The organism is Arthrobacter sp. MYb229 (genome assembly GCF_002975405.1).
In the GTDB taxonomy this organism is placed as follows: domain Bacteria; phylum Actinomycetota; class Actinomycetes; order Actinomycetales; family Micrococcaceae; genus Glutamicibacter.
Window position 1 is genome coordinate 885,755 of the sequence record NZ_PCPS01000001.1, and the last position, 15,233, is coordinate 900,987.

The window sequence follows — 15,233 nt, forward strand, 5'->3', positions numbered from 1 at the left end:
TCAGTCAGATTATTCAAGTCGCCGAAGCAATGTACCGCTGAATTGCACTGTAATTCGATCCGATTTGCCGCGCCACTTCATCTAGCGTCAGTCCTGACTGGCGTAGGCGGGTCGCTTGCTTCTTTTGCTTGTCTGTCAGGCCCAGCTTTCGGATCGTTATGCCGTGTTCGTTCAGGATACTGATCACAGTAGTCTTGGAGATCCCAAATGCTTTGCCTACCGTTGCGCTGGCTTCCCCAGCCTCATAGCGGTTTAGAATACCTTGAACCTGCGTTTCAGTGAGCCGGTACTTGATCTTGTGTGGTGCGGGTGTTGACGTTTGTCGGATCCTGGGCTTGGCGGTTTGTCTCTGTTGGCAAAGATATGCCTGCATCGTCTCCACTAATCGCCGAAGGCCATTTTCGTAGTGGTGACCCCTGTTGGAGAGGTCGCTGGCAACCTCCACAAAATCCCTCAGTATATTGCTAGTGCGTCCTCGGCCAGCACTCGGATCGGCTAGGCAAGTCTAGGCCGGCTTTTTCCATCCTTCGAGCGCCTGGACCCAAGGACTGACTTGTACCTCAGCGCCGTCGAGCACATCCAGCGAGGTGTCCTGGCCGTCTATTCGTGGAATCAATTTCACCGGTTCGAGTCCGGGCAAGAGGCTGACCTCCAGGCTTTCGGTTTCGTTGGGGATCGTTGGCCGTAGACATGGCGGCCCATTTCATCGTGGACATTGCGGTTTCCCCGGCCGGTATGAGCACCAGTTCGGGCGAAATATTAGGGGTGGCGATAATGGTGACGTCTTCTTGAGATTCACCAAGGCCATTGAAAAATTCGATAGCCGCCAGCCCCTGAACTGCACAAGGCTGATTGGAAACGTTCGTGGCAAAGACCGAAAGATACCGCGAACCCAATGCAGCGTCCGGGGCGCTCAGGGTGAAACGGACTGCCTCGGTGGTGCAATAAGAAGCATCGGGATCTCGTGTCCAGGGTTCGACGCCCTCGGGCAGCGGCGCTGGTGACGGGATAAGTGCCGCGGGAAGTACCTCGCCGATCCAACCGTCGACAATCTTCGCAAATCCGGGAGACGAGATGGAGTATTTCAACGGTTCGTTGTTTGGCGGGGTGCGTTGCTCAAGCCAGCCTTGGATGGCTCGTGTCTCGACCGAGCTATCAGGTGACGTGGTGTGAATGGACAGCGACTGACTGCCGTAAATGGCGCTCCCTACGTCCTGCAAGGCTCCGGCATCGATAACGAGCTGAACTTTTTCCAGATCGATCGTTGCCTCGGGCGTATATCGCACGGAGCTGTCTTCGGCTTCGAAGCTCACCTGGTAGTTTTGCTGCACCGCGAATTCGGCAAGCGTCTTCAGGCTTTGCGAATCAGCGGCGACCACAGAAGAGTTAGCAACTCGCAAGGCCCCGGCATCTCTGAATTCGTAGGCCTGCTTGAGCTCCGCACCAAGGTCTTCATGCGGAATGATGCTCAGCGGATAATATTTGCCGGTCGTCGCGCCCGTATTAATGACTTGCGGTTTACCTGTAGTGAATTGCGAGTAGTGATTCAGCGTTACACCTGGAAGCGAAATCCCCTGAGTGATCCGCTCCGCCCGAAGTGCCGCGTCAGTAGCTTCGGAGGCCACCGGATCTTCCGAAAGACCTATCGTCCATGTTGCCGTGGCACTATCACCATCTTTCGGATCTGCGGACGTAACCTCGTACTCCAGCTCCACCGATGCGACGCCGTTCAATTCCTGGATCTCATCAAATTTCTCGCAGACGGACGCCGGCGCATCGCATGGATCCCAAGGATTCCAAAGGACAAGCCACGTAGCGATTAAAACCAGGGCGGTGACCAACGCGATCACTGGAGATCTCTTCACTTGCTCACCGTACCAAAGCAAGGCGATCGAATCGGAGGCTTTGCCTCCTTCCGGTCTGGGGCGGGATGACTGACCATCATTCGATTGGGTCCGTCGGCGTCGCACGGGTTCGTCTGGGAAATCGTATGCCCAACACTGGGAATCGCCATTCGAGTCCATGCCTGTCCAGCATTCGATTCAGGAAAACGCGCGTGGAGCCACAGAAAGCTCCGGCGGCCATATAGCTTAGAGATACGCTACTTTGAATCCGGGTCGGTAAAACGGATCGTCGCGGAATCTGCCGACGACCAAAGTTCGTCGGTATTGAGATAGGAGCCTAGGTGAGGGAACCTACACGCAGGGTCATAGGTCGTACGAGCCGCGAAAATGATCTGCAGAAGTACGAGCATGCCCCGGTCATGGTCAGATTCATCGAGCATGGAACGGTGCACGCTGCCCCTGCAGGCACCACCGCGGCAAGCGCCGTGGAGTACGCTGCGAGTGCCGCCGGGAGGGCTTCGCTCAGCCTGTACCCCACACCAGATGAGCAGGACATCCATGAGCTTGCCGAAGCATGGCAGCTGCACCCGGTCTTGGTTGACGACTTGATGCATGCGCAGCAGCGGCCAAAGCTGGAACGCTATGGCGAGATCCTCCTGCTGGTTGTCCGCTCGGCGCAGTATCTGGATGAACATGAAGAAGTTGAGCTCTCAGAGTTCCATATCCTGCTTCGCCAGGGATCTATCGCGGTCTTATGCCAAGACCATCGGTGGATCGACGGCACACCTGGTCTGGAACTTGAAACTACCGTCGCCGATGAATTTGTCGCTCGCGACCGCACCTTGCTGACCGACCATAAACTACTGAGCATGGGCGCCGAAGCGGTGCTGTATCGGCTACTAGACGAGATCGTCGACGGCTATGTCCCGGTTCTGCAAGGCTTGGGAATCGATAAGGAACAGATCGAACGTCAGGTGTTCAGCGGTGACGCCGCGGTCACCGAACGTATTTACCGATTGAGCCAAGAAGTCATCGACATGCAGCATTCAACGGCCTCATTGCTCGAAGTCGTTCGCTCGCTATCGGACGGATTCACCAAATACGACGTCCCGAATGAGCTGCAGACCTACCTGCAGGACGTGACAGATCACCTGACCCGCGCACACGCCCAGACGGTGGAATACCGGGACGCGCTGTCACAGATTTTGAATGTTAATTCGACACTTGTGGCGCAACGTCAAAACGAGGACATGAAGAAAATATCAGGCTGGGCAGCGATCCTTTTCGCGCCGACCCTGATTGCAGCGATTTACGGAATGAACTTTGACGTAATGCCCGAACTGCACTGGGCGTTTGGCTACCCAGCGGCAGTCGTCTTGATGATTGGATTCGCGGCATTCCTCTACATCATGTTCCGGCGTCGCCGGTGGTTCTAAGGAAACGGATACTCCTATGCATGCGAAAGTAGATCTCAAGAAAACTCTTCCGAGCTATAAGGCCAAACATGAGGTGTTCGGCCTAGTCGAGGTTCCCGAACTGCAGTATCTCATGATCGACGGACACGGGGATCCGAACACCTCGGTCGAATATGCTCAAGCCCTGCAGGCGCTGTATCCGGTGGCCTACAAGCTGAAGTTCATGAGTAAACGTGAACTTGGCAGGGACTACGTTGTCATGCCCTTAGAGGGGCTCTGGTGGGCGCAAGACATGTCGGCATTTACCGAGCACAGAGATAAATCCCGGTGGGACTGGACCATGATGATCCTGCAGCCCGAATGGATCGACAGCACCATGTTTGAAACCATCCGTGAGCAACTGGCCGAGAAGGAACCTCCAGCTGCACTGGACAAGGTGAGGCTTGAAGCATTCGCAGAGGGGCTGTGTGCGCAAACCCTGCATATAGGTGCCTATGACGATGAAGCCCAAACGCTGCACCGGATGCATCGGCAATTCATCCCCGAGCAGGGACTGGAGCTGACTGGCAAGCATCACGAAATTTACCTCAGTGACCCGCGCCGCGTTGCACCGGCCAAGCTGCGCACAATCCTTCGCCAGCCGGTACGATCCATCATCGAATAGCGGGTACAGCCGATGACGAGCGGACGCTCACCTGAGGAGCCGAAGATATGGCCCGGGCAAGAACATCTGGTGCGGCTTCCCGATGGGGTCCTGATCCGCGGTTCGAGCCTGAAGCAAAGCAAGGTCTTGCCGCCACCTGATTTTGGCGTGTATCTGCTGGGAAAAGATCCACGATTCACCGACCGTGAATACAGGTGGGTGAAATGGCGTGATTTTTCGATTCCTTCATCCACTGCAGGCACCTTGGAGGCGTTACGCCAAGCGTATGGGAGAGCGTCTAAGGAGCGCGTGGAAATTGCTTGTCGCGGGGGAGTGGGAAGAACCGGAACCGCACTGGCCGTAGTGGCTGTGCTCGGTGGGATCCAGGCTTCCGACGCGGTGGAATGGGTCAGGAATAACTATCATCCAAAGGCAGTCGAGACATCAGGGCAGCGTCGCTGGCTGCTTACCGTCTTGCCTGATCTGACGTTGAATGAAGATCACTGATCCCCAAACCAGCAGGACTTGGCCTAGTGCAGGGGCACCGAGAGAGAATTTGAGAGAAGATGAAGGTATGAGCACCGATATTGGACTGAACCCGTCGAGCACCGTTGCAGAGGTGCAAGAGGCATTAGCTGCCTTGGAGAACCCGAAGATGCGTGCCGTCAACGAAAAGCGCGGTGATGACTTCGGGGTAAACCTTGGCAAATTGCGAGCGTTGGCCAAAGCGCTGAAGAGCAACCAGGAGCTTGCCGTCGAACTATGGAAGACCGGGCAAACGACGCCGCGACTGGTGGCCATTCTCATCTGCAAACCGCGTGCATTCTCTCTAGATGACCTTGAAAATTGGATCCGTGAAGGCGATCGTCCGAAGGTTCAGGGCTGGTTCCTGAGCTACGTGGTGAAGAAAAGCAAGCACCTCGAAGAACTGCGCCAGCGATTAATGCAGGATCCGGACCCGGTGATCGCCAGTGCCGGTTGGGAGCTCACCGCGCATCAGGTCATCAAGGCACCGGACAACCTCGACCTGGACAAATTACTCGATGTGATCGAAGCCGAGATGATGCAGGCCCCGGAACGACTCCAGTGGGCCATGAATAACACGCTGGCGCAGATTGGTATCTCAAACGCAGGACTGCGTGCCCGGGCTTTGGAAATCGGGGAGACGCTGCAGGTCTTGGCGGATTATCCAACGTCGCCGGGTTGCACCTCGCCTTTCGCTCCCATCTGGATCAATGAGATGGTCAAGCGCCAGAAAGACTAGCTGCCGCCGTTAATGGCGCAGAGGCCGGCGGAACCTGTTGGGTTCCGCCGGCCTCTGCGCGTTATGCGCTGTGCTCTAGCGCTGGTGCGTGGTGGCACCCAGACGCAGCACCTTGGATACCAGCCACAGCGCACCGGTCAGTCCGAGCGTGAGCAGCAGCTGGGTCCGGGCCACCGCGTCGGTCATCGCGATGCACACGATAAGCACCATCATGGCGATGGTCGCCAAGGACAGGTACGGGAAGCCCCAGAGCTTCAGCGGAAGTTCCGTGCCTTCGCGCTCGGCGCGGCGGCGCAGGATGTACTGCGTCACCGCGATGAAGCACCAAATCACGATGATTGTCGAGCCAACGACATTCAACAGGATCGGCATAACTGCATCGGGCCAGATCCAGTTCAACCCGACGGCAATGAATGAGAAAGCAACCGAGCTGAGCACCGCCTTGGCCGGTACTCCCTTTCCGGTCACGTGAGTCACCGAACGAGGGGCCATCTTGCGGGTACCGAGCGAGTACAGCATGCGCGAAGCACCGTAGATGTTCGCGTTCATGGCTGAGAGCAGTGCGATCACCACGACGGCGCTCATCAGCAATTCCACGCCAGGGACGTTCAGCACGCCCAAGACCGCGGAGAACGGACCGTCGACGATGGACGGGGTATTCCATGGCAGGATCGCCACGATCACGATGATGGAACCGAGGTAGAAGAACATGATTCGCATCATCACCGATTTGATGGTGCGTTTGATGTTGCCCTGCGGGTCATCGGATTCGGCTGCGGCGATGGATACAACCTCGGTGCCGCCGAAGGAGAAGATCACGATCAGCAGGGCCGCTGCAATGCCGGTGAGCCCGGCCGGCGCGAAACCACCATGCGAGGCGAGGTTGGCCAGGCCAACCGGCGCATCGGTCGGGATGAGGCCGAACAAGACCAGCGCGCCGACGGCCAGGAAGGCGATAATCGCCGCGACCTTGATGAAGGCAAACCAGAATTCGAACTTGCCGTAATTGCCCACGCCCAAGAGATTCGCGCCGGTGAAGAGCACCACGAAGCCCAAGACCCAGGTCCATTGCGGGAAGCCAGGGAACCAGGCGGCGACAATGGCCGCCGCGCCGGTGGCTTCTGCGGCAATCACCACGACCAGCTGGATCCAGTACAGCCAGCCGACGGTGCTTCCGGCGCTGCTGCCCATCGCCTTGTGCGCGAAGGTGCTGAAGGCGCCAGAGGACGGATCGGCCGCGACCATTTCGGCGAGCATCGACATGATCACGATGACCACGGTGCCGGCGATGAGGTAGGAGAGCAGTACGGCCGGGCCGGCAATGGAGATGGCCTGGCCGGAACCTATGAACAGCCCCGCGCCAATCGCTCCGCCCAGCCCCATCATCGAGATCTGGCGCTGGCTTAGCCCTGCATGGAGTTTTGGTGAGTTATCCGCCGCGCGGACCTTGGTTTGCATGCTCATACGCTAGCTACCTGTACCTTGCTGGTGACGGCAGCCAAGACGCGGTCAACGTCCTGAACGCTGCCTGAAGAGATGCGCAGGCCTTCGCCCGGGAAGGCGCGGACCACTACATTGCCTTCGCGCAACAGGGCTTCGAGCTCGGCGGTGCGATCCGCCGCCGCTACCCAGACGAAGTTCGCCTCGGAAGGTACCGCCGGGTATCCGGCAGCCAGCAGGCCTTCAAGCATCCGCTCGCGCTGTTCGACGACCTCGTCGATGCGCACGCCAAGTTCGTCGGCGGCTTCGAGGGAGGCCACCGCTGCACGCTGAGCCAGATCGGTGACGCCAAAAGGCACCGCAACCTTGCGCAGGTTCTGCGCTACGGGCTTGGGGCTGACCGCATAGCCGATCCGCAGGCCGGCCAAGCCGTAGGCCTTGGAAAAGGTGTGGAGGACCGCGACGTGCGGGTACTTGCGAAATAGCGCAAGGCCGTCGGCGCGGATATCGGAACGGTCAAAGTGAACGTAGGCTTCGTCGATGACCACCAGAATATTCCGGGGGACGGAGGCGACGAACTCTTCCAAGGCGTCCGCCGCAACGACGGTACCCGTGGGATTGTTCGGGTTGCAGATGAAAATGAGCCGGGTGCGCTCGGTGATCGCGTCCAGCATTGCTGGCAGGTCATGCTTGAATTCGGCATCCAGCGGAATCTCGACCGGAACCGCGCCGGCAATGCGCACCAGCGATGGGTACGCCTCAAAAGAGCGCCAGGCGAACATGACCTCGTCGTCTTCTCCGGCGACTGCATGAATGAGCTGGGAGGCGACCTCAACCGAACCGGCACCCAGGCTGATCTCTTCCGGGTCCAGATCGTACTGGTCAGCCAACGCCGTGATCAGCTCCGGTGCCGCCATATTCGGGTAGCGGTGAATGCTTTCCAGCCCCTCGGCGATACTCTGCACCACCGAAGGCAGGGGAGCGTGCGGCGATTCATTCGACGAGAGCTTCGAAGCGCCCGGGGCCGCCGATTTTCCCTGGCGGTAAGCCGGCACGGCGGCAAGGGAGGGGCGTTGATTGATGTTCATTGATTCCTCTCTAAAAGTCATGAACCGCTTGGAACATTCCGGTGGTGTACGGTTTGCCCAAAAATTTGAGACGGGCTCAAGATTTCGACATTCCCTGGGCAGCTATGGCCCAAATGGAGGTGAAGCGAGTCACAAGAAAAAACTGTAGGTGGTGGCAATCACAGGGCGCAATCGATGCGCAAAGGGCTATGCACACTGCATACCGATTGGACTTCGGCAGCGAAGATTACTGGTCGATCTGTATAGCCTTTTCCTCTGGCGGTGAATTTTTTGCGTAGGCCTTAACGAGCGGCAAGGTCCTGCCCTGGAAGTGTTCGCGCAAGGCCAGCGAGGAAGAGGTGCGCGCGACTCCGGGAACTTGGTTGATCCGATCGAAGATCGCTTGAAGGTCTACCGCATTTCGAGCGACTATGCGCAACTGCAAGTCGGAGGTTCCGGTCACCGTATACATGTCCACGATCTCCGGGATCGAATCGGCCAGGGCCGTGGCCACCGGCTCGTGGCCGTATTTCTGAATTATTTCCACCGAGCAAAAGGCGACCAGCTGGTAGTCGAAGCCCGCAGGCTGAACTTGCGGGATGATGGCCCGGATTACCCCGCCTTCGTGCAGGCGGGCAAGGCGGCTGGTTACCGTGCCCCTGGCCACGCCGAGGCGGCGGGCGCATTCCATGACTGGAAGCATGGGGGACTCGGTGAGAAGCTCGATGAGGTCGGCGTCGAGACGGTCAATACGCACTGCTTAGGTCCTCTGCTGGGTGCAAACATCGGAATGGCTGCCAGAAAAGCTGCGTCTAAGGGCGATATTTCTGATCACTCTTCAAGGGTAGCGCGAAGATCTGTGACCGAATATTCCCGGCGAGCACCTGCCCGTGGGACTTGGGGTGCCGGTGCGGGGCCAATCAGCCCGATGTAATGCAGCTCACCTTGTAGGCTAAGGCTCACTTGGCCTTTATCGGCCTACCTGGGAGAGGGGAAACGATGAGTGCGAGCACGCCATTGAAATCTGTTGCGGGACTGACCGTCTTGATTACCGGAGCCGCGCAAGGCATGGGCGCTGTCTTCGCACGAACGGCCTGCCTCGAAGGTGCGCGGCGAGTGATTCTATGGGATATCTCCAGCCAGATGCTTTCTGCCGTCTCCAAGGAGTTAGAGCAGCTTGATTCCGGAAGCGTCATTCATACCCAGGTAGTCGATTTGCGCAATCAGGCGGCGATCATTGCTGCGGCAGATCAGTCGCTGGCCGCGGGCGCGGTGGACGTGCTGGTGAACAACGCCGGGGTCGTCACCGGCACGTCCTTTGCCAAGCATCGTACTGAACAGATCAATGACACCATGGCGGTGAACGCACTGGCGCCAATGTATCTCACCCATGCGCTCCTGAGGCAAATGGGTCAAGACGGCAGTCCTGCCCGAATCCTTACGATCGCCTCAGCAGCCGCCTTGGTTTCAAATCCGAATATGAGCGTGTATGCAGCTTCTAAGGCAGCCGCCATGAGCTGGAGCGATTCGCTGCGACTGGAACTGGAACGGGAGGCCGATTCCGATATCAAGGTCACCACATTCTGTCCCACCTACGTTTCAACCGGAATGTTCGCCGGGGCGAGAAGCATGTTGTTCACCCCAATCATGGACACCGAGTATGTGACAGCCAAAGCGTGGAGCGCGATGCTGCGCGGAACGCCGCTGGTGCTACTGCCCTGGACGAGCAAGTTCGGTCAGCTGCTGCGCGGAGTCCTTCCGCGCGGCGCATGGGACCTGGTGGCCGATAGGGTCCTGAAGATCTATAGCTCCATGGATGATTTCACCGGACGGGAGAGGCAAACGCCTGACAACGAGCCGGTTTCCTAGTTCGGTTTGCCGTTGGCGCAGAATTCACCATCCGAATGTTTACCTCCTCGCCTACGCGGAGTAGCGTAGGCGTGGTAACCCGGAATGTGACCTCAGGCGGCTCTAGGATTTCTTGGTGGTCACTGATGCGGGATTTCCGATCACCAGGAGCGACTCGCCATGCAAAAGTTCATCCCGAATCTCTGGTTCGCTGCTAACGCCGAAGAAGCAGGACAGTACTACGCAGGTGTATTCCCGAACACCTCCGCATTTGTAGAATCGCGGTACCCCACCGAAGGGTTGCTCGACTTTCAAGAACCACTGGCCGGTGCTCCGCTGACGGTCACTCTGGACTTGAATGGTACGAAGCTCACCCTGATCAACGCCGGAAACGACTTCACTCCCAACCCATCGATCTCATTCATAGTCAGCTTTGATCCGGCCAATTATTCGGGAGACGCCGATGCGACACGCGCGGCGCTCGATCAAACCTGGGATCAGCTCATCGACGGCGGCAGCGTCCTGATGGGATTGGATACCTACCCCTTCAGCGCCCGCTACGGCTGGGTGCAGGATCGCTATGGCATCAGTTGGCAGCTCACCCAGTCCGACGCCGGCCAAAGCGAATCGTTTATTGTCCCTTCGCTGATGTTCGGTGGGGCCGCGCAGAACTTGGCGGTGCCTGCGGTGGATTTCTACGTAGAGTTGTTCGAGAACTCACAGGTAGGCAGCCGATTCCCATATCCCGAACCGACCGAAGTGACAGTTCCCGGAGCGGTGATGTTCAGCGATTTCAAGTTGAACGGGCAGAACTTTGCGGCCATGGATTCCGCCGTCGCGCAACCATTCAGTTTCAGTCCGGGGATCTCTATTGAAGTCCAGTGCGAAGACCAAGCGGAGATCGACAGGTTGTGGGAGGCGCTATCCGCAGTTCCGGAGGCCGAGCAGTGCGGCTGGCTGCAGGATAAATTCGGCGTGAGCTGGCAGGTGGTTCCGAAGAACATGGGCGATCTGATGGCTCGGCCCGGAGCCTTCGAAAAGATGCTGAACATGAAGAAACTGATGATCGAGGACTTCTAGCCCTTGGATTCGGGCGGTGCCGAGTCCAGCGATATCCTGACACCACGCTGCGGTCCAAGCCAAACTTGGTGGATGGAGATCAAGGGTGTCAAAACGTCGTGCGGTAATCGCCGGAGCCTCCGGATTCATCGGAGAGCGACTGGTTCATGAGCTGTCGGCTCAGGGGTACGAGCTGAGCGTCATCGGCCGCGGTGGGCCGATCAGCTGGGCGGACCAGGCTGCGATCGACGAGTCGGTCGATGGCGCGCAGTTACTGGTCAACTTGGCGGGAAAGAACGTGGGCTGCCGATACAGCGATGCGGCGCGCAACGAAATTCTCGGTTCCCGGGTTGAGACGACGCGGATTTTGCACAGGGCGGTAGCTTCGGCCCAGCATCCGCCTAAGCTGTGGCTGAATGCCTCGACCGCGACCATCTACCGCCATGCTGTGGACCGGCCGAATACCGAAAGCATCGGAGAAATCGGTGAAGGGTTCTCCGTTGATGTCGCACGCAACTGGGAACGCGAGTTCTTCGCGGGGGAGCTCTCAGCCACCCGCCGGGTGGCGCTGCGCATGGCGATCGTGCTCGGCGACGGACCGGCGAGCCAGAAACTTCTTGGGCTTGCCAGATGGGGCGTCGGCGGGCCGCAAATTGATGGGTGGTGGCCAGCGCACCGAAGATACCGCGGGATCGGCCCGGACCCCACGGGCCCGGAGAAAAGCGGTTTCCATCCGACCCGGGGCCAGCAGCGGTTCAGCTGGATTCACCTCGATGACGTCATGGGCGCGATCTGGCATCTGATTGAACATCCAGAAATCCGCGGACCGGTGAACCTGAGCGCTCCGCACCCGGTGACGAACGCCGAACTCATGTCGAGCCTGCGACGCGTCGCCGGGCGCAGGTTCGGACTATCGGCGTATCGTTGGATGTTGGAACCAGCGATGTTCGCGCTCCGAGTTGAACCGGAAATGCTGTTGAAGTCTCGGTGGGTGCTACCCGAGACGCTTGAACGTTCCGGCTACGAATTCAAGTGGCCCGAGCTGCATCCCGCGCTGGCTGACGTCGCAAAATGAACACCGGTGATCCCCGGTGCAAGTTTTTGCAGAATTGAAAGGAAGCTAGGCATGGCTCGTCTCAAAACAAACGGTATGGCTCCGCGCATACGAGAGTTCCGGCTTCCGGAACTGGAAGCCGGAACCGTCGAGGACCTGCTTGGCGGCGGTTATGTCGAGGTGCTTCATTTCACCGGCTATGACCGGAATCTGCTTGATCTGACCGACGGCCGCGTAGAAGATTGCCTGTTTTCTGAACTGAATATCGGTGAACTTTCCATGCGCAACGCGCGCTATATTCAATGCGAATTCAAGCAGCTAAGCGCGCCAATCGTGGAGGGCGCCGGAGCGACCTTGAATGACGTGCGGATGATCCACAGCCGCTTCGGCTCGGCCGATCTCTCGGATTCCTCGACCGACTCGGTGGTGTTTGACCATTGCAAATTCGGTTGGGTCAATCTTCGCTCCGCGCAGCTGCGGGACGTGCTCTTCCGGGATTGCAGCTTTGATGAAATTGATTTGCAGCAGGCCAAGGCGCAACGAGTGAGATTTGAAAATTGTCGTACCGGGACGCTGAGCGTGGAGCGCGCAAATCTCAGCTCGGTTGATCTGACCGGGTTGGAGATGTCGCAAGTGCAAGGCATCGAAGGACTGCGCGGTGCCACGATTAGCGAGCAGCAGTTGAGTTCTCTGTCGCATGAGTTCGCCGCATATCTCGGACTACGTATCAAGGACTGAGCTAGCTAGCGGTCAGCAGGCTTGTGATTCGAGGCTGGCGGTCGGCCAGTGCCCGAGCCGTGCTTAGAATGATTTCCTGCATGGCAGCGGCGGCACGAGTCAATGAAACATCTCGGCGATGCGCCAGACCGATGGTACGCGTCAATTGTGGATCTTTCAGCGCGGCGGCGCTGAGCCCGGGGCGATCAACCAGTACCGTCGCCGGAACAACCGCAACCCCCAACCCGACTTCGACGAAGCGCAAGACAGCGTCCATCTCGGCGCCTTCCAAGATTACGTTGGGGATCAGGCCCTGTGCGCGGTAGGCGTTCATCGTACTTGCGCGCAGGTCGTAGCTTTGCGAAAAAACAATCTGGGGAAGCCTCGACAGTGCCTTGAGATCCAAGGATTCTCTGCCCTCAAGACGTGGTTTACCAGTCGAGTCGATGACAACAAGTTCTTCGGATAACAGTGGGAGGCTGGCCAGGCTTTTCTCCGCAACGGAGTGCTCCGAGGTAACAACCAGGGCCAGATCCAGCAATCCGCCGGCCAGCTCATCCAGCAGATTCTTCGACCCGGCTTCGCTAAGGTGAAGCTCAATGCCGGGGAACCGGCGGTGAAATACTTCGAGAACTTCGGCAACCAGCGAGACGCACAGGGTTGGGGGAGCGCCTAGCCGAACCCGGCCCTTTCGCAAGCCTGCCAGTTCTGCCATTTCGGTGCGCACATTTTCTTCATCGGCGAGCATGCGGCGTGCCAGCGGCAGCAACGCTTCACCGGCGGCGGTCAGCGTGATGTTGCCCCGCGCCCGGTGGAATAGCTGGGAGCCCAGATCGTGTTCGAGGGTGGCGATCTGACGGCTCAACGACGGTTGCGTCAGATGCAGATCCTCGGCAGCTCTTGTGAAGTGCCCCACCCTGGCGATTGTCGCGAAACCCCGCAACTGCTCTAGATTCATATCCCATAGCATACGGCTATCGAAACCATGAAGATAATTCATTGGACGTATGTTTCTTAGCGGCAGATGCTTGATGTCATGAACACTTACAGCAGCAAAGAACAGCAGATTTCAACCACCGTCCTAGTTATCGGGACCGGCGGTTCGGGGCTCCGGGCGGCCATCGAACTCGCCGAACTCGGCGTAGATGTACTGGCCGTAGGAAAGCGTCCGCGTCACGATGCGCACACCTCGTTGGCGGCCGGTGGAATCAACGCGGCCCTGGGCACCATGGATGAAGAGGACAGCTGGCAGCAACACGCTGCAGACACCATCAAGGAAAGCTATTTCCTCGCCGATCCGCGCACCGTGCAGACCGTGGCCCAGGGAGCGCAACGCGGAATCGAAGATCTCGAACGGTACGGGATGAATTTTGCCCGGGAACAAGACGGCCGCATTTCCCAGCGCTTCTTCGGAGCGCACAAGTTCCGCCGCACCGCATTTGCAGGGGACTACACCGGCCTGGAAATCCAACGCACGCTGATTCGACGTGCCGACCAACTGCAGATCCCAATCCTCGACAGCGTGTATATCACCCGATTGCTCGTCAAGGACAATCAAATCTTCGGCGCCTACGGCTTCGACGTGAACAACGGAACCCGGTATCTGATCCATGCCGACTCGGTCATCCTGGCCGCCGGTGGGCACAACCGCATCTGGCGGCGCAGCTCGTCGCGACGTGACGAAAACACCGGGGATTCGTTCCGCTTGGCTGTCGAAGCCGGCGCCCGCCTCCGCGACCCGGAACTCGTGCAATTCCACCCCTCGGGAATTATCGAACCCGAATCTGCTGCAGGAACCCTGATCTCCGAAGCGGCGCGCGGGGAGGGCGGAATTTTGCGCAACCAGCTCGGTGAACGCTTCATGAAGAACTACGATCCGGAACGCATGGAGCTTTCTACCCGTGACCGAGTTGCACTCGCGGCCTATACCGAGATCCGCGAAGGACGCGGAACGGAGAAGGGCGGGGTCTGGCTCGATGTTTCGCACCTGCCGCGCCAGCTGATCATGGAGCGGCTGCCCAGGGTGTACCAGACGATGCTCGAAGAGCAGATGCTGGACATTACCCGCGAACCCATCGAGATCGCACCGACCGCTCACTATTCGATGGGCGGGGTCTGGGTGGACCCCTATGATCATTCAACCGAAGTCACCGGACTCTATGCGATAGGCGAGGCCTCAAGCGGACTGCACGGTGCAAACCGATTAGGCGGCAACTCGCTGATCGAGCTCTTGGTTTTCGGGCGAATCGTCGGACAGGCGGCAGCCGCGTATGCCAGGGCACTGGAATCCCAGCCTCGATCCGCAGAAGCTACCGCGGAGGCTAGGCGCGACATCGAGGACCTCTTGGCCGCAGATGGCGTGGAGAACGTCCGTGCATTGCAGCGCGCAATCCGCGATGTGATGACCGAGCACGCCGGAGTGGTGCGAGACGAGCAAGGATTGCTTGCCGGCCTTGCGAAACTCGACGAGATCGAAAAGCGCATGGCGAATGTCGGAATTCATCCCGACATCGCGGGGTTCCAAGACCTATCCCATGCCTTTGATCTGAAATCTTCGGCGCTGGCCGCCCGGGCCACCCTGGAAGCCGCCTTGGAACGCCGCGAAACCAGGGGCTGCCACAACCGCAGCGACTTCCCAGCCATGGATCCCGGCTTGCAGGTGAATCTCGTTTGGTCGCCTAAGACCGGGATCACCCGAGAAGCCATCGTGGAAGTGCCAGCAGAAATAGCGGCATTGATCCAAGAGGTCTCCAGCGCCGGCAAGCTCGTCGAATAATTTTCACGCCCAGGCAGGGGACCGGAAAACGCCTGGTATATGGTTCGCCGGTTTCCTGCGCTCTGGCCTGGCGCATCCGCTCAGCCACAATCCATCCAGTGCGTGG

The 15,233-nt window shown here is 58.7% G+C and carries 14 protein-coding genes; 9 read left to right on the forward strand and 5 right to left on the reverse strand.

The features are described from left to right. Nucleotides 1-560 precede the first annotated feature (560 nt). A complete protein-coding gene (locus CQ019_RS04180; RefSeq protein ID WP_181148241.1) occupies nt 561-1,850 on the reverse strand; it encodes a DUF4232 domain-containing protein in 1,290 nt (429 codons plus the stop codon). A gap of 335 nt (nt 1,851-2,185) precedes the next feature. On the opposite strand from CQ019_RS04180, the gene CQ019_RS04185 reads away from it, so the two are divergent. From CQ019_RS04185 to CQ019_RS04200, 4 genes are all read left to right on the forward strand, one after another. Next, on the forward strand, nt 2,186-3,280 hold the full coding sequence (locus tag CQ019_RS04185; RefSeq protein ID WP_258133847.1) for a magnesium and cobalt transport protein CorA: 1,095 nt from the start codon (nt 2,186-2,188) through the stop codon (nt 3,278-3,280). Between the two features lie 16 nt (nt 3,281-3,296). After that, nucleotides 3,297-3,923: a GyrI-like domain-containing protein gene (locus CQ019_RS04190; RefSeq protein ID WP_105568993.1), complete on the forward strand. Its 627-nt coding sequence runs from the start codon at nt 3,297-3,299 to the stop codon at nt 3,921-3,923. Nucleotides 3,924-3,935: 12 nt separating this feature from the next. Further along, nucleotides 3,936-4,409: a protein-tyrosine phosphatase family protein gene (locus tag CQ019_RS04195; protein WP_105568994.1), complete on the forward strand. Its 474-nt coding sequence runs from the start codon at nt 3,936-3,938 to the stop codon at nt 4,407-4,409. A gap of 67 nt (nt 4,410-4,476) precedes the next feature. Next, a complete protein-coding gene (locus CQ019_RS04200) occupies nt 4,477-5,166 on the forward strand; it encodes a DNA alkylation repair protein (protein ID WP_105568995.1) in 690 nt (229 codons plus the stop codon). A gap of 75 nt (nt 5,167-5,241) precedes the next feature. On the opposite strand, the gene CQ019_RS04205 is transcribed toward CQ019_RS04200, so the two are convergent. The 3 genes from CQ019_RS04205 to CQ019_RS04215 form a co-directional block, all read right to left on the reverse strand. After that, complete coding sequence (locus CQ019_RS04205) at nt 5,242-6,630, reverse strand: amino acid permease (protein ID WP_105568996.1); 1,389 nt, start codon at nt 6,628-6,630, stop codon at nt 5,242-5,244. After that, nucleotides 6,627-7,694, reverse strand: a complete 1,068-nt coding sequence (gene hisC / locus CQ019_RS04210) for a histidinol-phosphate transaminase (protein WP_105568997.1) — start codon at nt 7,692-7,694, stop codon at nt 6,627-6,629. Before hisC ends, CQ019_RS04205 begins: the two co-directional genes overlap by 4 nt. Before the next feature lie 226 nt (nt 7,695-7,920). Next, nucleotides 7,921-8,430, reverse strand: coding sequence for an Lrp/AsnC family transcriptional regulator (locus tag CQ019_RS04215; RefSeq protein WP_146112403.1), 510 nt, complete (start codon nt 8,428-8,430; stop codon nt 7,921-7,923). Between the two features lie 242 nt (nt 8,431-8,672). Between CQ019_RS04215 and CQ019_RS04220 the strand changes: the two genes are divergently transcribed. The 4 genes from CQ019_RS04220 to CQ019_RS04235 all read left to right on the forward strand — a co-directional run bounded on the left by CQ019_RS04220 (nt 8,673) and on the right by CQ019_RS04235 (nt 12,372). Next, entirely contained in the window at nt 8,673-9,542 is an 870-nt protein-coding gene (locus CQ019_RS04220) for an SDR family oxidoreductase (protein ID WP_105568998.1), read from the forward strand. Nucleotides 9,543-9,701: 159 nt separating this feature from the next. Beyond that, nucleotides 9,702-10,601, forward strand: a complete 900-nt coding sequence (locus tag CQ019_RS04225; RefSeq protein ID WP_105568999.1) for a VOC family protein — start codon at nt 9,702-9,704, stop codon at nt 10,599-10,601. 85 nt (nt 10,602-10,686) lie between these two features. Then, complete coding sequence (locus CQ019_RS04230) at nt 10,687-11,655, forward strand: epimerase (RefSeq protein WP_105569000.1); 969 nt, start codon at nt 10,687-10,689, stop codon at nt 11,653-11,655. A 51-nt stretch (nt 11,656-11,706) separates the two neighbouring features. After that, nucleotides 11,707-12,372 carry a pentapeptide repeat-containing protein gene (locus tag CQ019_RS04235; protein ID WP_105569001.1) on the forward strand — a complete coding sequence of 222 codons (666 nt, stop codon included), beginning with the start codon at nt 11,707-11,709 and terminating at the stop codon, nt 12,370-12,372. A 1-nt stretch (nt 12,373) separates the two neighbouring features. Here the strand turns inward: CQ019_RS04235 and CQ019_RS04240 are convergent, their stop codons facing one another. Then, nucleotides 12,374-13,309 carry a LysR family transcriptional regulator gene (locus tag CQ019_RS04240; RefSeq protein ID WP_105569264.1) on the reverse strand — a complete coding sequence of 312 codons (936 nt, stop codon included), beginning with the start codon at nt 13,307-13,309 and terminating at the stop codon, nt 12,374-12,376. A gap of 78 nt (nt 13,310-13,387) precedes the next feature. Between CQ019_RS04240 and CQ019_RS04245 the strand changes: the two genes are divergently transcribed. After that, on the forward strand, nt 13,388-15,127 hold the full coding sequence (locus CQ019_RS04245) for an FAD-binding protein (RefSeq protein WP_105569265.1): 1,740 nt from the start codon (nt 13,388-13,390) through the stop codon (nt 15,125-15,127). Nucleotides 15,128-15,233: the final 106 nt, after the last annotated feature.